This is a genomic window from Nonomuraea terrae, from assembly GCF_004348995.1.
GTDB classification, from domain to species: Bacteria; Actinomycetota; Actinomycetes; order Streptosporangiales; family Streptosporangiaceae; genus Nonomuraea; species Nonomuraea terrae.
Genome location: NZ_SMKQ01000117.1, coordinates 1 through 19,665, shown reverse-complemented (window position 1 = coordinate 19,665; position 19,665 = coordinate 1). Strand labels below are relative to the sequence as shown.

The window sequence follows — 19,665 nt, the reverse complement described above, 5'->3', positions numbered from 1 at the left end:
GACGCGCTGAGCTGCTGTCCATACGCGATGTGCAGGCCGCAGTCGGGTTCCCGATTCGCAAGCGTGCCGACGCCGCCGCCTACAGTGTCCCGGTCAAGCGGCGCACGCTGCGGCCTTCGGCCAGCACCCCTGCCCCGCTGGGCACGCGGGGCAGGGGCGCATCACTGCCGGCCGGGTAAGAAGAGCAGCACCACCCCCGGATGTCCGGCCAAGGCGCGGGATCGGGGTGTGGTCCTGTAGCTCGGAACGAGAGCCGCGATGCTGATCGTCGGCTCTCTGGGCCTCGCCCGCTGGACGTTATCGGCTGGTAAGAGCCACCTCGCTGGCGAGGCGCCGGCCCCAGACCTTTCTCTGTAGCTGCTGCCCATGCCGTCGCTCGCCCCAGGTCCACGCAGTTCAAGGTTGACCTCAAGTGCAGTTGAGCTTCTAGGGTCGTCACCAACGAAGGGAGATAAACGGTGACGACACTGGTTACGGGGGCCACGGGGAACACTGGCCGGCACGTGGTGGCGGAGCTGGTCCGCCGAGGAGAGCGTGTCCGGGCGCTGACGCGGAATCCGGCCGGCGCCGAGGGCAGGTTTCCGGCCGAGGTGGAGCTGGTGGCAGGCACGCACACGGAACCGGAGAAGCTGGACGCCGCCCTCGACGGCGTCAGCCGGTTACACATCACGGTGACTGCGGGGCTCGCCGAGGTCGCGCCCGAGCTGGTACGGCGGGCGGTCGGCGCGGCTGTGCGACGCATCACCGTGGTGTGGGGTGGTGACCTGGGGCCGGCCGAGCAGGCTGTGGCGGACTCGGGTGTGGAATGGACGCGCCTGGAACCGCAGGAGTTCATGTCCAACACGTTGACCTGGGTCGAATCCATTCGGGCCGAGGAGGTCGTGCGGGAGCCGTACGACTTTCGCAGCGCGATCGTCCATGAGGCCGACATCGGGGCGGTGGCGGCGGTCGCGCTGCTCGACGACGGCCATGCGGGGCGTGTCTACAACCTCACCGGGCCCGAATCGCTTACTCCGCGTGAACGGATCGCGATCCTGTCCAAGGCGATCGACCGCGACATCGCCTTCGTCCAGATCACGCACGAGCAGGCCGTCGACAGGCTAACGGCCACCGGTGTCTCCCGGGCGGACGCCGAATATGTCATCGGCTGGTACGCCGCTCCCGACGACGCCTCCACAACCGTCGTCGACACCGTCGAGCAGGTGACCGGCCGCCCGGCGCGCACGTTCGCCCAGTGGGTGGCCGAGCACGCGGAACGCTTCTAGACAAATCGCGCCGGACTGGGCAGGGGTGGTCCGGAAAGCACCGCCTCCGCCCATGTAGGCCCTCCACTCGGGTCGGCGCCTGTAGCTACGAGTGATCGACTTCGTTATCTAGCAGGGATTTCTCCACGGCATCATGCCTGTTCATGTGCTCGTCCGAGAAGGCCCTCCGCTCCCGAACATGTCCCCAGCCGCCAGGTAGCGGAGTGAGAGATCACGATTGCGGTTCGTGATCGTTTGGAGCGGTGAATGTGGCTGGTTGGGTGGGTCTCCTGCTTGATCGTGTTCGTGTCGGAGAACGGTCAGGTGGAGGGGTTCGGGTGCGTCGGGAGTGGGAGCCGGAAGAGCTGATCGCGGCGTGGACGCTGCTGGACGGCGACTGGGAGCTGGTGGGGAACAAGACGGGGGCGACCCGTCTGGGATTCGGCATGATGCTGAAGTTCTTCGAGCAGGAGGACCGGTTCCCCCGGCACGTGGGTGAGCTGCCCAAGGCCGCGGTGGACTACGTGGCCGGTCAGGTCAAGGTGGAGCCGGCGTTGCTGGTGGAGTACGACTGGTCGGGCCGGTCGCTCGAGCGGCACCGGGCCCAGGTGCGGGACGCGCTGGGGTTCCGGGAGTCGACCCGGGCGGATGAGGATGTGCCGGCCGAGTGGCTGGCGGACAAGATCTGCCCGATGGTGTTCACGGAGGAGGGATTGCGTGCGGCGCTGCTGTCCCGCTGCCGGACGTTGAAGATCGAGCCACCGGGCAGGGTGGAGCGGATCGTGGGCGCGGGCAGGGCGCGGTTGAGCGGGAGTTCTGCCTGCATGTGCTGAACGGGCTGTCGGCAGACTCGGCGCGGTCGCTGTGGGAGCTGGCCACGGGTGAGGACGGGTTCCTGCTCGAGTTGTCCGACCCCGGACGGCTGGGGCCAGGAGGTGTGAGTTCCAGCGATAATTGGCCGACGAACCCTGGAGCTATCTGGCCGAGGACGGCCGTCTCGGTCAGTAGGTTTACACCCATGTACGGCAGATCCTGAACATCTTCATGTCGCTCGTGCTTCCTCCCCTCGGCCTCGCGGGTCTCGTCAACGTGACGCTGATCCTGGAGAAGGGCTACGACGCGGTCACCGTCACCGACATCATCGACCGCGCGGACGTGGGCCGCTCCACCTTCTACTCGCACTTCACCGACAAGCAGGACGCGCTGTTCAGCAACCTCGACGAGCTCGGCATCCTCCACCCCGAGCCGGCCGGGAGGGCGAGCGAGCTGTTCGCCTTCAGCCTGCCGGTGCTTGAGCACGTGCACGAGCGGTGGCAGCTCATACGGGCGCTGCTGGGGCGGCGCGGCGGCGGCCTGGTGTACGCGCGTGGCGAGCAACTGCTGTCCGCCGTGGTCAGGAAGGAGCTGCTGGATGCAGGCGGGCGCGCTTCGGCCTCGCTCGACCTGCTGGTGGTCGGCGTGGTGGGGGCATTCATGGCGCTGCTGCGCTCCTGGGTGGACGGCGAGACCACCGCCACGCCCGCGCAACTCGACGCCGCCTTCCGCGCTTGCGTCGAACCCGGCGTACGCACCGCGCTGAGCGCCCCGGAGTAGGCCCACGGCCGCCCTGGATCAGCGGGTCGCCGGTGGGGCCTGCCATCGGGTGACGATGCTGCCGTGCCGCATCCGGCCCGCCAGGTGGATGCGCAGCGTCTCGGGTGTGTCATCGCCAGCGTCGCTGCTGATGTCCAGGGCGCCGTGCCGTACTGACAGGTCGTTGGCGTCTACCACCATGCCGGGCGCGAGGACCAACTCAACAGCACCGCCGCTCACCCGCATCTCGATGACCAGCTCGGGCCCGCTGCGCACGGCGCGGGTCAAGTCCAACAGCACGGCGCTCCATGCGGTGCGCAGCGCGAGCCGGTGCGGCAGCCTCCAGGGGCCGTCACGGCGCACGTGGCCGTGCCGCTCCTTGATGGTGAGCAGCTCGGTGGGCGCGCCGATCAGGTCGGTGACGAGCGAGCTCAGCGCATCAACGGTACGAGAGGCCAGCGCCGCGTCGACCCGCTCGTCGAACTCGGCCGGGTCGAGCCGGCCGTCGGCGACGGCGTCGTGCAGCACTGCGATGGTCTGATCGCGTTCCGCGTCGGACGCGCGCAGCGCGGGTGAGCTGGACGGATCGGTCGGCATCAGGCCTCCTGTCTCAACCAAGGCAGGATCGGACAGCCTTGCCCAGGTTCGAGGCCCGCGGGTCGTCTGGCCGGAAGTTCCAGAGATTGGTGACATAGCAGAAGCCGACACCGGCATCAGGGTCGCCGAGGGCGACCGATCCGCCGGAGCCCGGGTGGCCGAACGATCCCGGCCCGACCATCGGCGTCATTGGGCCGGGCCGCCAGAATCCCAGGGACATGTTGAAGGAGCGGTCGGCCGGGATGTTCAGGCCCGGCGGCAGGCCGTACATCCGCGTCTTGTCGGTCTGGACGGCTGTCATTCTCTCGACCGTTGGCGGATCGAGCAGCCGGATCCCGTCGACGTCGCTGACCGTGGCGGCGTACATCCGCGCCAGCGAGTGCGCGTCCGCGATCATGTTGGCGGCCGGGAACTCCGACGCGCGCCAGGCACGCGACAACATGTACTCCCCGGAGGTGTTGTCCAACGCGCCGCCGAGCTCAGCGGCGCGAATCTGGAGCGAGCCTGGGCTCCACATGGATTCGACCCAGGCGGTGACGGTGTCCTCATCGAGCCCGGTAGCCGCGATCATCCCGGCGAGCAGCTCCTCCACGCTGAACGGAGCGGCGAAGTGGAGCTTGGACACCCGTTTCTCGTGTTTCTCGGGCAGTCCGATCCAGGCGCTGAGCCCGAGCGGGGCGGCCACCTCTTCGGCGAAGAAGGTGCCGAGTGACTTGCCGGTGATCCGGCGCACGACCTCGCCGACCAGAAAGCCGTAGGTGACGGCGTGGTAGACGTGCTCGGTGCCCGGCTGCCACAGCGGCTTTTGCGCCTCGATCGCGCGGATGACCGGGTGCCATGCGCACGCCTGCTCGAACGTCAGCGGTCCGTCGACGAGCGGGAGACCGGCCTGGTGGGACAGCAGCCAGCGCACTTTGATCTGGTCCTTGCCGTTGGCGGCGAACTCCGGCCAGTACCTGGCCACCGGGACGTCCAGATCCAGCTCGCCGCGCTGTGCCAGCATGTGGGCGCAGATAGCGGTGGCGCCTTTGGTGGTGGAGGCGACATGGACGATCGTGTCTTCGCTCCACGGCCGGTTCGCCTCGCGATCGGCCAGGCCGCCCCACAGATTGGCGACGGGGCGGCCGCCCACGTAGACGCAGCACGCCGCGCCCACCTCGCCGGGGTCCTCGAAGTTCGCGCGGAACGCGTCGGCGAGTTCTCCCCAGCCTTCCTCTACACCGTGCTCGAAATCGTCGGCTGTCATTCTGATGCCCTTCCGATGGATTCTTGATAGACGTCCGCGTAGGTGCGCGAGTCCTTGATCAGATCGTCGCGGAAGGCGGCGACGTCGTTGCCGGTGAGTTCCAGGACACCCTTTCCTGCCGCGACTCCTTCATCGAAGAAATCGACAATCCCGGAGAGCAGCGACCCGTCAAGCAAATCGACCGGTCCAGCCAAGTGGGGGCGTTAGCAGTACGACTACTCGCAGAAGACGCGCAGGTGGCCGTCGGGCTCCATGTCCATCTCCACGATCGCCTCGTCGAGGTGCTCCACGAGCGCCTCAAGCTGCTCGGGCTTGAGCTGCTTCAGGTCCAGCGGCACGCCCGCCTTGTCGAGCTCGACGTTGGCCCGATCCAGCGCCTTCGGTGGGACCAAGGCCACGAGCTGCACACCGGCCCGCAGCAGTTGCAGCGGTATCCGCACGTTGAGCCGCCCGGACTCGCCCTCATCGTTGATCTCCATCACCACCCGCAGGTACTTCGGCCGTACGGCCGGAGTACCTGCGGGTGGCTGGGTTCTTTCGAGTGCGGTGATGAGCCGCTCCGCCTCATCTGCGGTGATCTTGCCCTCGGCCAGCATGTCAAGGATGTCCCTGCGCTGTTCGTTCATCGGAACCTCTCATCGGATGGTGACGAGCACGGCCGTACGGCTCTGCGCGATGTCGACGCGAGTGCCGGGCAACGCGCAAACGATGCGGCGGGCGGTGTTGAATGCCCGCACCACATCGATGCTGTAGATGACACAGGCCACGACTCCCCCCAGGGCGGCCAAGGCCACGAGCGGTGACAGCAGGAGCACCGCGGGGAGCACCGGGACCCACAACCGAATGGGGCGACGGTCCGGGCATTGGACCCGTACGGTCACCAGCTGCGGCATCATGCGCGCCCCTCCAATTCGGCCAGCGCCTGCCGCGCGGTGATCTCGCTGCGGCGCAACCGGTCGATGGTGTCGGACCGCGACGGCGCGGGATCGGTCTCGACGAAGTCGAGCACCTGCCCGATCCGGTTCAGCCGCGACTTGATCGTCGGGTAGCTCACGCCGAAGATCCGCTCCATCTGCTTGATTGAGCCGTGGCACCGTACAAACGCCGTGACGAAGACCTGGTCCTCGACGCTGAGCTGAGCCAGTTGCGGCAGCTCGAACTCACCCTCGATCGCGACGCCGCTGTCGGCCAACCGCACCCGCTCGACGACGAACGGCCGACCCCGGGTCAAGTTCGTCAGCTCCTGCCAGTCCATCGCCTGATCTGCCATATTTAAGCTATACCAACTCACAACTTAATTTTCAATATATAGATCTTGATTTTCCTAATGATGTGACCCGTATCGGGGAAGTAGGCTCCCGGTGCCGGCCGGTAGCCAGCTCCCGCAGCAACGGGACGAACAGGCGGCGACGCTCCCCCGGATGCACCTTCTTGAGCCAGTCGGCGAAATGATCGGCGACTTCTTCGAGGGAGAGAGATACGAGGCCGTCGAACACCAACGGCTCTTCATGATCAGACAGGGCAGATCTGACCGATGCCGAGTGGGCGGTGCTGGAAGGCGAGGCGCGGGCGGTGATGGCCGAGTTGGTTCAGGTCACCGGCAGGCCGATGGTGCATGACCTACGCGCGACATTCGACGCGATCAACTACGTGACCAGGTACGGGATCGAGTGGCGGGCATGCCGGTGGACTTCCCGCCGCACGAGGCCGTATACGCCTTCTTCCTGCGGTGGTCCCCGGCGTGGCCTGCCCGAACGGCTCGCCGGACGCTTACGCGGCCGGCTGCGGATCATGGCCGGACGCGGGGAGCTGCCCACGGCGGGGTGCATCGACTCCCAGACGGTCAAGGCGGCCGAGACCGTCGGGGCTGCGGCCTGCGGGTATGACGCAGGCAAGAAGATCAAGGGGCAAGAGCGGCATATCGCGGTCGACACGCTCGGGCTGCTGTTGTGCGTGACCGTCACCGCCGCGTCGGTCCAAGACCGTGACGGCGCATACCCGCTGCTGGCCCGGCTACGGGAGAAGTTCTCCACCATCGCACTGGTCTGGGCTGATGGCGGCTACGCCGGACGCCTGCTCACCTGGGCGCGCGACGTGCTCCACCTGACCGTCACGATCGTCAAGCGCTCCGACGACGTCCGCGGCTTCGTCGTGCTCCCGCGCAGGTGGGTGGCAGAACGCAGCTTCGCCTGGCTGACCCGCTACCGCCGGCTGGTGCGGGTCTACGAACGCAAGCCCGAACACCACGAAGCCCTGATCTGGTGGGCCACCGTGCACCAGATGACCCGCCGCCTGACCCGCGAACTGGCAGGCCAACCACCCCCGGGCCGCTGGGCCGATCCGCCACCGCTTGCGGACCTGTTCAGCCCCGACCGGCGCGGCAAGGTCCTGGAACTCCTGGCCGCCCAGCCCTGGCGGGCCTGGAAAGCGGCCGAGCTGGCCGCCATCCTCGGAATCGAGAACGTCAACAGCGCCTGGGCCAAGGCCGGAGCCCGCATCGGCGGACACACCTCCACCCAGTGGAACGCAGGCGCTCGCATCCGCAGAAGCGAGATCCGCCCAGGAGACCTGATTTTCTTCGCCCACGACCCCACCCGCCCAGCGACGATCCACCATGTCGGCATCGCCGTCGACGCCACGCGCATGGTCCACGCCCCCTCCACCGGCAGCACCGTACGCATCAGCACCTGGGCAGGAGCTCCCTATCGCGAACGGCGATTCATCGGCGCCGTCCGGCCCTCAGCTTGATGTCCCGCGGATTTGCCTGTGCAGTCTGACTTTCGTGCGGGGCAACAGAATTGGGAACAACATCCCTTTCGTCCAGGCGGCCTTATGAATAGGAGAAAACCTTCGCAAGTAGCGCCCACATGTCATTCCGCTCGCACCTCCGGCTGTCCGATGCCACTCCGCCGGTCACCTGGGAGCGGTATGAGGGTTCGCCAGCCCATATCGCTGCCGCCGTACTGGCCGGGACCAGCACGGCGGCAGCAGCCATATCAGTCACGAAATGACGAGAGTAAGTTACAGACTGTGGCCTCTCGCTACCACCGGTTACCCGCGCGCATGCCTAAAACTTTGCCTCGCATGACACTGGCGGGCCATGTCGGCCCATCAACGCGTTCCTACGCGTGCCGGTGGGTTAAGGGCTGAGCGTCTCGGCGAAGCGGTCCACCTGGGCTACGTCTGTAGCCCAGCAGTAGAACATGACCTCGTCGGCGCCGAGGCCGCTCATCTGGGCAAGCGTGTCGGAAATCTCTCCGGGTGTGGTGAGCATGCTGGCCACGGCGCCTTCGGCGAACCCGTCCGGCAGGTTCATGTAGTGCGGTCCGCTGTAGTAGCGGAACAGCCTGTCGCGGGCTTCCTTGATCACGTGATCTGGCCCCAGAACGGCATTGAACTGGGCGACCAGCCGAGGCCGGCCGGCGCGGCCCTCGGTCTGCCATGCCTTTTCGGTGGCGCGGAAGAGGCGGTCGGCGTCGGCGAGGTGGGCCGCGCACAGGAAGCCGTCGCCGAAGCGGGCGACACGCCGGATCCCGACCGGGCCGAGGGCGCCGAAGAGCACTTCAGGGCCGCCCGGACGGGCGGGCTCGGGTCCGATCGGGCCGATCCCCTGACCGTACGGCTTGCCGGACCAGATGCGGCGCATTACCGTCATCGTCTCGTCAAGCCGCGCTCCCCGAGTGTGAACGTCCACGCCCGCCGCCTCGTAGTCGTCGCGCCGCGCCCCCAGCCCGATGCCGAGTGTGAAGCGGCCATCTGACATGCGGTCCAGGGTCGCGGCCTGCTTGGCCAGGAGCGCAGGGTCACGCAGCGGGGCGAGCAGCACCTCGGTCTGTACTCGAATCCGGGAGGTGGCCCCGACGAGCATGCTTAGCGCGACCAACGGCTCGGGGTTGTCGTATATGAGACGGTCCAGCAAGCCGAGAGTGCTGAACGGACCGTCGTTCGCGCGTTGCGCCCACTCCAACAGGCCCTTGGGATCGCTGATGGGCAGGCCGAGACCGACGTTCATGTTCCCCCCAACTGTCGCCGATCAGCACCCCAGCCCGCCTGCGAGCGCCCCTCTCCCCCGCGCATCACCGGCCACCTGGACGTGTCGGCGCGTCCCTGATGACCCTGCCCAGGCTCGCGGCTCAGATGCGGCCTCGGCCGCCGCGGAGACCGGAGTGCGCGGGCAAGTCCGTTCCCGCCGTCAGACTCCGAGCAGGCCGCGCGGATTGGGCTGAGGGGACACAGGGAGATCTTTCGAAGGCCAGGACGCCGACTGGTAGAGCGCCGGGCGACGGCTGGCGAACGGACCTCCAAGCATTTCCGGGTGCAGGGTCAGTGCGCAGTCGAGTAGTCGTCGGCGATGGGCTCACCGCTGGCCAGGCGGCGAACATGTCCGCACAGCGACACCACATTGCGGATCGTGCCCGGGCTCTCTCATGCCAATGTCCCGAGCGTCGCACTGATCAGGACGATGATGGCGCCCGCGAGCGCGACGGAGGCGAACGAGCGCAGGAAGCCGGTGTTGAAGAACCGCGAGCGGATCCAGGCAAGGGCGACAAGCTCAAAAGCGACCATGACAATGGCGGCGGTAAACGCCGAGCGGTGATGCGCGATCAAAAGGGGCAGCGTGTGCACGATTCCGCCGAGGAAGGTTCCCGCCCAGGTGATCGAGCCGCGTAGGTAGGGATTGCCTCGCCCGGTCAGGTCGCCACTGCCGGAGCGCCCTTCGGAGAAGGCCATGCCGACATCAACCCCAATCGCGATCGCGAGCCCGGCGAAGAAGGCGTAGAGGGGGCGGTGCGTGCCCAGCACCACGGCGGAGATCGGCGCGAGCACCGAGAAGGAACCGCCGGCCAGACCGGCCATCGCCGGCTGCACGCGCTGGAGCGGGAACAGCTGGTCAGAGCGTTGCCTGGCGGAGTTGGGCAGACCGAGGACGCTCACCGGGCCCCTCGCTTTCGCATAAAACTAAACTGTTAGTGTCGTATATGAGTAACGACAACGGCCGTCTGGGACATTCCCATCTCCCCGCCTACCTGCGGGAACAAGGGTTTGGGTTGGTGTGTTAACGAAACTAGACGTTCAGTTTCTTCTGATTGACGCTCGGGGCCTCGTCCTTGCGGCGTGGCGCGGCCGGCGGTCGGCGGAGACTCACGAACCACACAGGGGGGATACCAATGCACGAGGCAAAGCTCAACACCGCCAAGCTCGGACGCACGGATTTGGAGATCACAAGAGTCGGCCTCGGCGCGTGGGCGATCGGCGGCGGCGACTGGGAATTCGGCTGGGGGCCGCAGGACGACGACAACTCGATCGCCACGATCCATCGCGCGCTCGAGCTCGGCGTGAACTGGATCGACACCGCCGCCGCGTACGGGTTCGGCCGCTCGGAGCAGGTCGTCGGCCGCGCCCTGGAAGGGCTGGACGAGCGGCCATACGTGTTCACGAAGGCGTCGCTGGTCGAGGGACCGGGCCGGAAGGTCGTCCCCAGCCTGAGGCGGGAGTCGATCTTGCGTGAGGTGGAGGGAAGCCTGCAGCGGCTCGGGATCGAGGCGATCGACCTTTACCAGATTCACTGGCCGATTCCCGCACACGACATCGAGGAGGGCTGGTCCACCTTCGCGGAACTGAAGGAACAGGGACTGGTGCGCCACATCGGCGTGTCCAACTGCGACGTCGAACAGCTGGCCCTGATCCAGTCGATCGCACCGGTGGAGAGCTTGCAGCCGCCGTACTCGCTGGTCGACCGCGGGGTCGAGCAGGAAATCCTCCCCTACGCCGAACGCGAAGGCATGGGCGTGGTCGTCTACTCCCCGATGGGTTCAGGCCTGCTGACGGGGAAGATGACCCGCGAGCGGGTCAAGCGCCTGGCCGAGGACGACTGGCGTAAGCACGACCGCGAGTTCCGGGAACCGCAACTGTCGCGGCACCTGGCCCTCGTCGAGCGGCTCAGGGCAGTGGCTCGCCGTCACGACACGACGCCCGGCGCGGTCGCCGTCGCCTGGACGTTGCGCAACCCGGCCGTGGACGGCGCGATCGTCGGCTTCCGCCGACCGGACCAAGTCGACCCGGTCCTGGCCGCGGTAGGCCTGGAACTCAGCGACGAGGACGTCGACGAGATCGAGAGCCAGGAGTGAAGGAGTTCACCATGACCACGATCGGCTTTGTCGGTCTGGGAGCGATGGGCGGCCCGATCGCGGGCCGCCTGCTCGCCTCCGGCAATCAGGTGTACGCATGGAACCGCACAGCCGCCAAGGCTGCACCGCTGGTCGAACGCGGCGCGGTCTGGCGCGAGACCCCCCGCCAGATCGCCGAGGCGGCGGAGGTGATCTTCAGCATGGTCGCCGACGACGCCGCCCTGGAAGCGATCACCTCCGGGCCGGAAGGAATCCTTGCCGGTCTGGCGCCGGGAAAGGTCTACCTCGACATGAGCACCGTCAGTCCGCAGGCCAGCCGCGAGCTGGGCGAGCGGGTGCGCTCGCTGGACGCGGACATGCTCGACGCGCCGGTCTCGGGCAGCATCGGCGCCGCCGAGGACGGCAGCCTCACCATCATGGTCGGCGGCGACCGGCCTGCCTTCGAGCGCGTCGAGCCGCTCTTGCGCGAGCTCGGCCACACGGTGGTGCATGTCGGCGCGAACGGGCAGGCGCTGGTGTTGAAGCTGGCCATCAACCTCAGCGTCGGCGCACAGATGCTCGCCTTCAGCGAGGGCGTGCTGCTGGCCGAGCGCGGCGGAATCGATCGCGCGCTGGCGGTAAAGGTCATGGCCGACAGCTCGATCGGCTCGCCGATGCTGCGGGCACGCGCCCCGCTCGTCCTGGATCTGCCCGAGGAGGCGTGGTTCGACGTGCAGCTGATGCAGAAGGACATTCGCCTCGCGCTGCAGACGGCGCGCACGCTCGGCGTGCCGCTCCCATCGGGAGCTCTCACCGACACCTTGCTGACCAGCGCAAGCGAGCTAGGATACGCGCGGCGCGACATCGCCGCCCTCGTCAAGGTCCTCGCCCAGACGCCGGCGAGGTGAGGCGGCCCATGCGACGCACAACGCAAGAACTGAACAGACCGTTCCGACCGTGGGAGGCTGACGCATGATGTCCGAGACAAGCTCCGGACAGGTGCGGCGCGGGCGGCCACGCAGCGAGAAGGCGCGCCAGGAGATCCTTGACGCTGCCGCTGAGCTGCTGCTGGAGCGAGGGCTTGAGGCGGTCAGCATGGACGCGGTCGCTGAACGGGCCGGCGTCAGCAAGGCCACGATCTATCGGTGGTGGCGAACCAAGGAAACGCTCGCGCTCGACGCGCTCTATCAGGAGTGGGCCGCCATGCGTCCGGGTGTTCGTGATACCGGCTCGCTGCGAGGTGACCTGCTCTCGCTGCTGCGCCCCTGGGTGCGGATCGTCAGCGCACGGCCCTACGGCCGCATCATCGCTGCGTTGATCAGCGAGGCTCACACGGACCCGGCATTCGCCGAGCAGTACCGGGCACACTTCGTCGAGCCCCGCCGCGAATGGGCACGCGTAATCATCAGGCGGGCGATCGGGCGCGGGGAGATAGCGGCGAGCACAAGGATCGAAGTCGCGGTGGATCTCCTCTACGGCTCGTTCTACCACCGGCTGCTCCACGGCCACGCGCCACTCACCGAAACCTTTGTACGTGAGGTCGTCGACATGCTCATCTCCGGCCTCGGCGGGCCACCGGTCGAGGGGCCCGCCGAGGCCGAGAGTGTCGAAGGCCCCGCCCGATCCAACCGGTGAAACAGCACCGTGAACATGGCTTTCACCGCGGTAGGCCGTCCCCCGTGGCGGCGGTCACCCGCCGCACTCCCACGGAGTGCACTATGAACAGCGTGCTGGATCAGTTGCTCGTCCTGCGCGGTCTTCCCGCGGCGGGTTCTCATACGCCCCCGTCGAGCGGCCTCTAGGACAATCCGCCGCCCTCACATCCGCGGCATCGGTCGTCATCGACGACGGCTCCGACTCCCGGCGGAGGCCGGAGACAGCAAACCTCAAAGGACCAGCATGCCGCGGATCGACGTCTGAGTGCTCGGAACTCTCAGCTGGTACACAGGATGGCTAAAGGGTGCACACAGCATCATTCACGACAATCACGCCATGACGATGGCGAATGCGGGCGCTCGCGGACAGCTACGCCGGCCGGACGGCAGCCCGGTGCGGGTGCTTGTGGTGGATGACGAGTCCACCCTGGCGGAGTTGCTGGCCATGGCGCTGCGCTACGAGGGCTGGGAGGTACACAGCGCCGCGAACGGCTTGAGCGCCGTCCGGATCGCCCGTGACTTCCGGCCGGACGCCGTCGTGCTGGATGTGATGCTGCCCGACATCGACGGCTTGGAGGTGCTGCGGCGGTTGCGCGGGGAGTCGCCGGATGTGCCGGTGCTGTTCCTGACCGCGAGGGATTCGGTCGAGGACCGGATCACCGGGCTGACGGCAGGCGGCGACGACTACGTGACCAAGCCGTTCAGCCTGGAGGAGGTGGTGGCGCGGCTGCGTGGCCTGATGCGCCGGGCCGCCCGTTCGGAGCTGCGCGCCGGCGCACAGCTCTGTGTTGGTGACCTGGTCATGGACGAGGACAGCCACGAGGTGCGGCGCGACGGCGAGCTGATCACTTTGACGGCCAAGGAGTTCGAGCTGCTGCGCTACCTGATGCGCAACCCCCGCCGGGTCCTCAGCAAGGCACAGATCCTCGACCGGGTGTGGAACTACGACTTCGGAGGCCAGGCGAATGTGGTGGAGCTGTATGTCTCGTATCTGCGCAAGAAGATCGACGCCGGCCGGGCCCCGATGATCCACACGCTGCGCGGCTCCGGGTATGTCCTCAAACCTGGAGAGTGAGCCGCCGCGGCTGACAAGCCGCCGGCGCGGGCCGGCGCGCTGGTCGCTGCGGGCCCGCCTCGTCGCGGCCATGATCGTGCTGCTGGTGCCGGCGTTCCTGATCGTCGGCGTGACCGCTGAGGTGACGCTGAACAAGGTGCTCTACGACCGCGTCGATGGCCAGCTGACCGCGGCGGCGGACCGAGCGCCGCGCGCCTTTGACCTCTTGACGCTTCCCGGTCCGTCCGGCTGTATGCAGCCGCGAGGCCGGGGTTTCCCACCGGGGCAGGTCATCGGCACCCTGGCGGCGCGGATCTGCCACGGCATGGTCGTCAACGCGGACGTGCTGATGGAGAACGGGCAGATGCAGCCGGAGGTCAGCAACCTCGACATCAAGCTGCTGGCGGTGCCGGTGGGCGCCGCCCCGCGCAGCTATGATCTCGGCGAGCTCGGCGACTACCGCCTGGTCGCGCGGAACATGCCTGACGGTGCGGTCCTGGTCACCGGTCTGCCGCTGGCGGACACGAAGGAGACGCTGTACCTGGTGGCAGGTGTGGTGGCCGGCGTGACGGTGCTGGTCCTGCTTGCGGTGGCCTACATCGGCGTGGTGATTGTGGGGCGCGCATTGCGGCCTTTGTCCCGGGTGGCGTCCACGGCCACCCGCGTGTCGCAGCTGACTCTCGACCGCGGCGAGGTTGAACTGCCGCAGCGTGTCGCCGAGCATGACGCCGATGTGCGCACCGAGGTCGGCCAGGTGGGTGCGGCGCTGAACCGGATGCTGGACCATGTCGGCAACGCGCTGGAGGTACGGCATGCGAGCGAGATGCAGGTGCGCCAGTTCGTCGCTGACGCCAGCCACGAGCTCCGCACTCCGCTGGCGGCGATCCGCGGCTACGCCGAACTGAGCCGGCGAACCGGGAGGCATGTGCCGCCTGAGGTCGCGCAGATGCTGAGCCGGGTGGAATCCGAGGCGCAGCGGATGACCGCGCTGGTCGAGGACCTGCTTCTGCTGGCCCGCCTGGATGCGGGCCGGCCCCTGGCGCATGAGCCCGTCGACCTGTCGATGCTGACGGTCAACGCGGTCGGTGACGCCCACGCGGCGAGTCCACAGCACGACTGGCGGCTGGATCTGCCCGAGGAGCCCGTCAGAGTCGTCGGCGATCCGGCGCGGCTGCAGCAGGTGCTGGCCAACCTGCTCGCCAACGCGCGCATCCACACACCCGAGGGCACCCGGGTCACGGTCAGCGTGGGCGTCCGCGGAGAGCAGGCCGTGTTGCGGGTCGCCGACACCGGCCCAGGCATCCCTGCCGAACTGCAGCCGCACATCTTCGAGCGGTTCGCCCGCGGTGACGGCTCCCGTTCCAGAGAGGCCGGCAGCACCGGCCTCGGGCTGGCCATCGTGCACGCGGTGCTCGCTGCGCAGGGCGGGACCGTAGAGGTCGACAGCGTGCCCGGTCGTACCCGGTTCACCGTGCGGCTGCCGCTGACCGCCGTGGGCGCCGTCTCCGAAGCCTGAGGCCTCCCACCGCGAGACGCCTCGGGAGCGGTCTCACAGGCTACGCAAAGCGTCGGCACAAGCCCTGGACAGGCCGGTGGCCGAAGGTTCTCGGGTACGCATGGACGAAAGGACGCACCGATGAGCTCCACGTTGCCCGCGACCCCGATGGACTGGCCGCCGCCCGACCCGGCGCGCAGCGGAAGGCGGCGGCGCGCGCCGGCGGACCACGCACCCTGGGAACGTCCGGCCCTGCTGGCCATGCTGCTGGCCACCGCGGTGCTCTACCTGTGGGGATTGGGCGCTTCCGGCTGGGCGAACTCCTTCTACGCGGCGGCGGCGCAGGCCGGATCTCAGGACTGGACGGCGTTCTTCTTCGGCTCCTCGGACGCGGCCAACTCGATCACCGTCGACAAGACACCCGCCTCGCTGTGGGTGATGGCCTTGTCAGCGCGGTTGTTCGGGGTCAACGCCTGGAGCATCCTGGTGCCGCAGGCCCTGATGGGCGTCGCCACGGTCGGGATGCTCTTCGCGACCGTGCGGCGCTGGTACGGCCCGGCGGCGGGCCTCATTGCCGGTGCGGCGATGGCGCTGACGCCGGTGGCGGTGCTGATGTTCCGCTTCAACAACCCGGATGCGCTACTGGTGTTGCTCATGGTCGCCGGTGCGTACGCGATCGTCCGAGCCGTGGAGAGCGGCGCCACCAAGTGGCTGGTGTGGGCGGGGGTCTTCGTCGGCTTCGGCTTCCTGGCCAAGATGCTCCAGGCACTGCTGGTGGTCCCGGTGTTCGCGCTCGTCTACCTCATCGCCGGGCCGCCCAAGCTCGGAAGGCGCATCCTGCAGCTTGTCCTGGCGGGTGTCGCGCTGGTCGTCTCGGGCGGCTGGTACATCGCCGTGGTGGAGCTGGTGCCCGCATCGATGCGCCCCTACATCGGCGGATCACAGGAGAACAGCCTCCTGGAATTGACGCTGGGTTACAACGGCCTGGGCCGGCTGAACGGCGACGAGGCCGGCAGCGTCGGCGGCAGGCCGGGCGGCGGCTGGGGTGAGACCGGATGGGCCCGGATGTTCGACGCCGCGCAGGGCGGCCAGGTCGCCTGGTTGCTGCCCGCCGCGCTCATCCTGCTGGCTGTGGGCCTGGCGGTGACCGCTCGGGTGGCACGCACCGACCGGGACCGCGCCGGGTTCGTGCTGTGGGGCGGCTGGCTGCTGATCACCGCCGGGGTGTTCAGCTTCATGGCGGGCATCTTCCACGCGTACTACACGGTCGCCCTCGCCCCGGCCCTGGGAGCACTGACCGGCATGGGTGCGGTGACGTTGTGGAGGCGGTGGAACGGCGCGTGGGCCCGGCCCGTCGCGGCCGCCACCGTGCTGGTTACCGTCTGGTGGTCATTCGAGCTGCTCGGGCGCAGCGGCGACTTCCTGCCGTGGCTGCGCTGGGTGGCGCTCGTCGGCGGGCTCTTGGCGGCGATCGGATTGCTGGCCTCCATCTGGCTGCCCGTGCGGTTGGCCTGGGCGAGCGCAGCGCTGGCGCTCGCCATGGTGCTCGCCGGGCCAGGGGCCTACGCGATGGACACCGCCGCCACCCCGCATGGCGGCTCGATCCCGTCGGCAGGTCCCCCGATAACGGACGGCTCCGGAGGCAGGGGTGGCCGCGCACCGGGCGGCATGCCACCGGGCGCCGCCCAGGACGCGCCAGGCGTCCAAGGCGGCACAGCGCGGCACGGTGGCGCGCCAAAGGGGAACCTGCCGCGAGGTGGCAGGCCACGGGCCGGTACGCCCGCAGGCGGCACAGAGCGGGGCGGCGGCATGGGCGGCCTGCTCAACGGCTCCACCCCCAGCACGGACGTGGTCGACCTGCTGCAACGCGACGCCGGCTCCTACACCTGGGTGGCGGCGGCGATCGGATCACAGAACGCCTCCGGCTACCAGTTGGCCACCGGCCATCCGGTCATGCCTGTCGGCGGCTTCAACGGCAGCGATCCCTCGCCCACCCTCGCCCAATTCCAGCAGTACGTCACCGACCAGAAAATCCACTACTTCATCGGCGGCGATCACGGCCCCATGGGTGGCAACGGCGTCGCCTCGGAAATCTCCGCGTGGGTGACGGCCACGTTCCGTGCCAGCACGGTCGGTGGCGTCACCGTCTACGACCTGACGTCCTCCGCCGGCTCGGCATCCTGACCGGCTCTGTGCAAAGGCGGCTCCCCGCACCCGGAGAGCCGCCGCTTCGCCGTGATCCAGGCGCGCCGCGACCTTCACAGCCCCGCCACAGCACCACCACAAGACCCTGACAGCCGCCCGGACAACGGTAAGTCATGAGCACTTCAGCGCCTCCCGCACGCGTCGCCCCCGTGGACCCCGCGGCGCGAACGCCGATTCTCGATGTCGTGGTCCCCGTCTACAACGAGCAGGACGACCTCGAGTCATGCGTACGCCGCCTGCACGCCCACCTGATCCACGAGTTCCCCTACCCCTTTCGCATCACGGTCGCCGACAACGCCAGCACCGATGACACCCCGCAGATCGCGGCCGAACTCGCCGCCGAGCTGCCGGAGGTCGCCTCCGTACGGCTGGCTGCAAAAGGACGGGGACGCGCGCTCAAGCACGCCTGGTCGGCCTCTGATGCGGCAGTGCTCGCGTACATGGACGTCGACCTGTCCACCGACCTCACCGCGCTACTGCCGCTGGTAGCGCCGCTCATCTCCGGCCACTCCGACCTGGCGATCGGTTCGCGCCTCACCCGTGGAGCCCAGGTGACCCGCGGTCCAAAACGGGAGATCATCTCCCGCTGCTACAACCTGCTGCTGCGCGGTACGCTCTCGGCCCGCTTCTCCGACGCACAATGCGGCTTCAAAGCCGTCCGCGCCGACGTGGCCGCGCGGCTGCTGCCCCTGGTGGAGGACACCGGGTGGTTCTTCGACACCGAGCTGCTCGTCCTCACCGAACGCGCCGGACTGCGCATCCACGAGGTGCCCGTCGACTGGGTCGACGACCCCGACAGCCGCGTCGACATCCTGCAGACCGCCATCGCCGACCTCAAGGGCATCGCCCGGCTGGCCAAGGCACTCAGCACCGGCCGACTCCCCTTGGCACACCTGCGCGAGCAACTCGGGCGCGCCCCGCTGCCTGTCGCCGGTGTGCCCGACGGCCTGATCGGACAACTGCTGCGCTTCGCCACCGTCGGCGTCGCCAGCACCCTCGCCTACCTCCTGCTGTACGCCTTGCTGCGCACGGGGACCGGGGCCCAGGCGGCCAACCTCACCGCTCTCCTCATCACCGCTGTGGCGAACACCGCGCTCAACCGCCGGTTCTCCTTTGGCGTACGCGGCACCGGCCGCCTGTGGTTGCACCAGGCTCAAGGTCTCGTCGTCTTCGCCGCCAGTTTGGGCCTGACCAGCGGCTCACTCGCTCTGCTGCACGCCGCCGCCCCCCACCCCGCCCAACCGCTGGAACTCGGCGTGCTCGTCGTGGCCAACCTGGCCGCAACCTGTCTGCGATTCCTCCTCCTGCGAACGTGGGTCTTCGGCCGAGCCGTCAGCGGTCGCTAGCGGTGCTCGCACGCGGCGTGTCACCAGTCAGGGGACGACTTCGATATTGGCCATCATGCCGTTGTCTTCGTGGTTGAGGATGTGGCAGTGATAGGGGTACTTGCCGGTGAAGTTGCGGAACCTCATGCGTATGACAACTTCGCCGTGGACGGGTAGCTGGACGGTGTCCTGCCAGCCGCGGAAGTGGTACGGATTGCCGTTGACGCTCATCAGTTGGAAGTCGTTGACGTGTACGTGGAAGGTGTGTTGTTCGTCGGAGACGTTGCGGATGACCCATTCTTCGGTGGTGTTGAGCTTGGCCCGTACGTCGATGCGGTCGGCAGCCCACTGTTTGCCGTTGATGAAGAACTGGTTGGTCTGGTCGTTCTCGGAGAAGGTGATGGTGCGTCGCTGGGCGACGGGGTCGTGGCTCAGGTCGTCGATCTCGGCGAAGTCGGCGGGGATGGCGGCCTGCCGGACGGGGCTGCCGGAGGAGACCAGAGTGGCGAGCGTCGTCTCCGGGTAGGAGTCGCCGCCCGGGCCGGTGCTGTACGCCGTGGTGATCAGCCGGGTCCGGCCTTCGGGAGGACCCTGCACGAGCACGTCGAACCGGCTGCCCGGTGGCATCAGCAAAGCTTCATCGCTCCAGGTGCGATCAACGGGGTTGGCGTCCTGCGCCAGCACGGTGAAACGGGAACCCTGGAGTTGCACGTTGTAGGCGATGTCGGCGCCGATGTTTGCCAGGCGCCACAGCTGGGTTTCGCCGGGGCGGATACTGATGACGGGGTTGACGAGCCCGTTCACGGTCCGGGTGGTCGGGGCGCCGCTGTCGATGTTGGCGGTGGGGATGGCGCCCTTCTTGACCTGGAAATCCTTGAGGGCGATCAGGCGTTCGGTGATGTCGCGCAGGCCGGATGGTAGGTAGCGCTTCAGGCCGTCGACCACGATTGCACCGGACAGCCCGGCGAAGACCTGGGGGGCTCACCCCGAGGTGTGGACACCGGTTGTCATGCGGCGAGCAGCACCCTATCGACGGTCTGCTGCTCGTAGTCGATCGGGCTGAGGTAGCCGATGGCGGAATGTCTCCTGCGGGTGTTGTAGCGGGTGATCCACTTGAAGACGGCCAGGCGAGCCTCACGCGCCGAGGACCAGCCCTTGGCACCCT

Annotated in this window: 21 protein-coding genes; 11 read left to right on the top strand and 10 right to left on the bottom strand. The window is 68.2% G+C overall.

Annotated elements, in window-relative coordinates:
• Window positions 1-458: 458 nt before the first annotated feature.
• The 3 genes from E1286_RS29515 to E1286_RS51405 all read left to right on the top strand — a co-directional run bounded on the left by E1286_RS29515 (window position 459) and on the right by E1286_RS51405 (window position 2,837).
• Window positions 459-1,265 carry an NmrA family NAD(P)-binding protein gene (locus E1286_RS29515; protein ID WP_132617670.1) on the top strand — a complete coding sequence of 269 codons (807 nt, stop codon included), beginning with the start codon at window positions 459-461 and terminating at the stop codon, window positions 1,263-1,265.
• A 317-nt stretch (window positions 1,266-1,582) separates the two neighbouring features.
• Window positions 1,583-2,077: a DUF4158 domain-containing protein gene (locus E1286_RS29510; RefSeq protein WP_165969966.1), complete on the top strand. Its 495-nt coding sequence runs from the start codon at window positions 1,583-1,585 to the stop codon at window positions 2,075-2,077.
• A gap of 211 nt (window positions 2,078-2,288) precedes the next feature.
• Window positions 2,289-2,837 (top strand): TetR/AcrR family transcriptional regulator, encoded by a 549-nt coding sequence (locus tag E1286_RS51405; RefSeq protein ID WP_132617666.1) that lies wholly within the window; start codon window positions 2,289-2,291, stop codon window positions 2,835-2,837.
• A gap of 18 nt (window positions 2,838-2,855) precedes the next feature.
• Here E1286_RS51405 and E1286_RS29500 read toward each other — a convergent pair whose 3' ends face one another.
• From E1286_RS29500 to E1286_RS29475, 6 genes are read right to left on the bottom strand one after another with little or no spacing between them, the layout of a single operon-like run.
• Window positions 2,856-3,413 carry a DUF1707 SHOCT-like domain-containing protein gene (locus tag E1286_RS29500; RefSeq protein ID WP_132617664.1) on the bottom strand — a complete coding sequence of 186 codons (558 nt, stop codon included), beginning with the start codon at window positions 3,411-3,413 and terminating at the stop codon, window positions 2,856-2,858.
• 13 nt (window positions 3,414-3,426) lie between these two features.
• Window positions 3,427-4,659 carry a serine hydrolase domain-containing protein gene (locus E1286_RS29495; protein WP_132617662.1) on the bottom strand — a complete coding sequence of 411 codons (1,233 nt, stop codon included), beginning with the start codon at window positions 4,657-4,659 and terminating at the stop codon, window positions 3,427-3,429.
• Window positions 4,656-4,853 carry a DUF1048 domain-containing protein gene (locus E1286_RS29490; RefSeq protein ID WP_132617660.1) on the bottom strand — a complete coding sequence of 66 codons (198 nt, stop codon included), beginning with the start codon at window positions 4,851-4,853 and terminating at the stop codon, window positions 4,656-4,658. Before E1286_RS29490 ends, E1286_RS29495 begins: the two co-directional genes overlap by 4 nt.
• A gap of 21 nt (window positions 4,854-4,874) precedes the next feature.
• The gene (locus E1286_RS29485; RefSeq protein WP_132617658.1) at window positions 4,875-5,285 is read right to left on the bottom strand and encodes an SHOCT-like domain-containing protein; all 411 of its coding nucleotides are present in this window, start codon (window positions 5,283-5,285) and stop codon (window positions 4,875-4,877) included.
• Between the two features lie 9 nt (window positions 5,286-5,294).
• Complete coding sequence (locus E1286_RS29480) at window positions 5,295-5,555, bottom strand: hypothetical protein (RefSeq protein WP_132617656.1); 261 nt, start codon at window positions 5,553-5,555, stop codon at window positions 5,295-5,297.
• The gene (locus E1286_RS29475; protein ID WP_223190505.1) at window positions 5,552-5,929 is read right to left on the bottom strand and encodes a DUF2089 domain-containing protein; all 378 of its coding nucleotides are present in this window, start codon (window positions 5,927-5,929) and stop codon (window positions 5,552-5,554) included. Before E1286_RS29475 ends, E1286_RS29480 begins: the two co-directional genes overlap by 4 nt.
• A gap of 257 nt (window positions 5,930-6,186) precedes the next feature.
• Between E1286_RS29475 and E1286_RS29470 the strand changes: the two genes are divergently transcribed.
• Entirely contained in the window at window positions 6,187-7,407 is a 1,221-nt protein-coding gene (locus tag E1286_RS29470) for an IS5 family transposase (RefSeq protein WP_281282769.1), read from the top strand.
• Between the two features lie 391 nt (window positions 7,408-7,798).
• Here the strand turns inward: E1286_RS29470 and E1286_RS29465 are convergent, their stop codons facing one another.
• Both E1286_RS29465 and E1286_RS29460 read right to left on the bottom strand, forming a co-directional pair.
• Window positions 7,799-8,671: an LLM class flavin-dependent oxidoreductase gene (locus tag E1286_RS29465; protein ID WP_132617652.1), complete on the bottom strand. Its 873-nt coding sequence runs from the start codon at window positions 8,669-8,671 to the stop codon at window positions 7,799-7,801.
• A 413-nt stretch (window positions 8,672-9,084) separates the two neighbouring features.
• A complete protein-coding gene (locus E1286_RS29460; protein ID WP_132617650.1) occupies window positions 9,085-9,594 on the bottom strand; it encodes a VIT1/CCC1 transporter family protein in 510 nt (169 codons plus the stop codon).
• Window positions 9,595-9,746: 152 nt separating this feature from the next.
• Between E1286_RS29460 and E1286_RS29455 the strand changes: the two genes are divergently transcribed.
• The 7 genes from E1286_RS29455 to E1286_RS29425 all read left to right on the top strand — a co-directional run bounded on the left by E1286_RS29455 (window position 9,747) and on the right by E1286_RS29425 (window position 18,521).
• A complete protein-coding gene (locus E1286_RS29455; protein WP_246075291.1) occupies window positions 9,747-10,787 on the top strand; it encodes an aldo/keto reductase in 1,041 nt (346 codons plus the stop codon).
• An 11-nt stretch (window positions 10,788-10,798) separates the two neighbouring features.
• Window positions 10,799-11,674 (top strand): NAD(P)-dependent oxidoreductase, encoded by an 876-nt coding sequence (locus E1286_RS29450; protein ID WP_132617648.1) that lies wholly within the window; start codon window positions 10,799-10,801, stop codon window positions 11,672-11,674.
• A 64-nt stretch (window positions 11,675-11,738) separates the two neighbouring features.
• Window positions 11,739-12,401: a TetR/AcrR family transcriptional regulator gene (locus E1286_RS29445; RefSeq protein ID WP_132617646.1), complete on the top strand. Its 663-nt coding sequence runs from the start codon at window positions 11,739-11,741 to the stop codon at window positions 12,399-12,401.
• Between the two features lie 357 nt (window positions 12,402-12,758).
• Window positions 12,759-13,496: a response regulator transcription factor gene (locus E1286_RS29440; RefSeq protein WP_132617644.1), complete on the top strand. Its 738-nt coding sequence runs from the start codon at window positions 12,759-12,761 to the stop codon at window positions 13,494-13,496.
• 70 nt (window positions 13,497-13,566) lie between these two features.
• Window positions 13,567-14,991: a sensor histidine kinase gene (locus tag E1286_RS29435; RefSeq protein ID WP_132617642.1), complete on the top strand. Its 1,425-nt coding sequence runs from the start codon at window positions 13,567-13,569 to the stop codon at window positions 14,989-14,991.
• A 120-nt stretch (window positions 14,992-15,111) separates the two neighbouring features.
• A complete protein-coding gene (locus tag E1286_RS29430) occupies window positions 15,112-17,154 on the top strand; it encodes a glycosyltransferase family 39 protein (protein WP_132617640.1) in 2,043 nt (680 codons plus the stop codon).
• 134 nt (window positions 17,155-17,288) lie between these two features.
• Complete coding sequence (locus tag E1286_RS29425; RefSeq protein ID WP_132617638.1) at window positions 17,289-18,521, top strand: bifunctional glycosyltransferase family 2/GtrA family protein; 1,233 nt, start codon at window positions 17,289-17,291, stop codon at window positions 18,519-18,521.
• A gap of 27 nt (window positions 18,522-18,548) precedes the next feature.
• Here E1286_RS29425 and E1286_RS29420 read toward each other — a convergent pair whose 3' ends face one another.
• Entirely contained in the window at window positions 18,549-19,445 is an 897-nt protein-coding gene (locus tag E1286_RS29420; RefSeq protein ID WP_132617636.1) for a multicopper oxidase family protein, read from the bottom strand.
• A 62-nt stretch (window positions 19,446-19,507) separates the two neighbouring features.
• Window positions 19,508-19,665: integrase core domain-containing protein (locus E1286_RS29415; RefSeq protein ID WP_223189684.1), on the bottom strand; the 158-nt coding region annotated here is incomplete at its 5' end.

Bases quoted from the DNA above. Each gene is read 5' to 3' on its own strand.
- E1286_RS51405 (WP_132617666.1), top strand. From the start codon at position 2,289: ATGTCGCTCGTGCTTCCTCCCCTCGGCCTCGCGGGTCTCGTCAACGTG.
- E1286_RS29500 (WP_132617664.1), bottom strand. From the start codon at position 3,413: ATGCCGACCGATCCGTCCAGCTCACCCGCGCTGCGCGCGTCCGACGCG.
- E1286_RS29495 (WP_132617662.1), bottom strand. From the start codon at position 4,659: ATGACAGCCGACGATTTCGAGCACGGTGTAGAGGAAGGCTGGGGAGAA.
- E1286_RS29485 (WP_132617658.1), bottom strand. From the start codon at position 5,285: ATGAACGAACAGCGCAGGGACATCCTTGACATGCTGGCCGAGGGCAAG.
- E1286_RS29480 (WP_132617656.1), bottom strand. From the start codon at position 5,555: ATGATGCCGCAGCTGGTGACCGTACGGGTCCAATGCCCGGACCGTCGC.
- E1286_RS29475 (WP_223190505.1), bottom strand. From the start codon at position 5,929: ATGGCAGATCAGGCGATGGACTGGCAGGAGCTGACGAACTTGACCCGG.
- E1286_RS29465 (WP_132617652.1), bottom strand. From the start codon at position 8,671: ATGAACGTCGGTCTCGGCCTGCCCATCAGCGATCCCAAGGGCCTGTTG.
- E1286_RS29450 (WP_132617648.1), top strand. From the start codon at position 10,799: ATGACCACGATCGGCTTTGTCGGTCTGGGAGCGATGGGCGGCCCGATC.
- E1286_RS29445 (WP_132617646.1), top strand. From the start codon at position 11,739: ATGATGTCCGAGACAAGCTCCGGACAGGTGCGGCGCGGGCGGCCACGC.
- E1286_RS29440 (WP_132617644.1), top strand. From the start codon at position 12,759: ATGACGATGGCGAATGCGGGCGCTCGCGGACAGCTACGCCGGCCGGAC.
- E1286_RS29435 (WP_132617642.1), top strand. From the start codon at position 13,567: ATGATCGTGCTGCTGGTGCCGGCGTTCCTGATCGTCGGCGTGACCGCT.
- E1286_RS29430 (WP_132617640.1), top strand. From the start codon at position 15,112: ATGAGCTCCACGTTGCCCGCGACCCCGATGGACTGGCCGCCGCCCGAC.
- E1286_RS29425 (WP_132617638.1), top strand. From the start codon at position 17,289: ATGAGCACTTCAGCGCCTCCCGCACGCGTCGCCCCCGTGGACCCCGCG.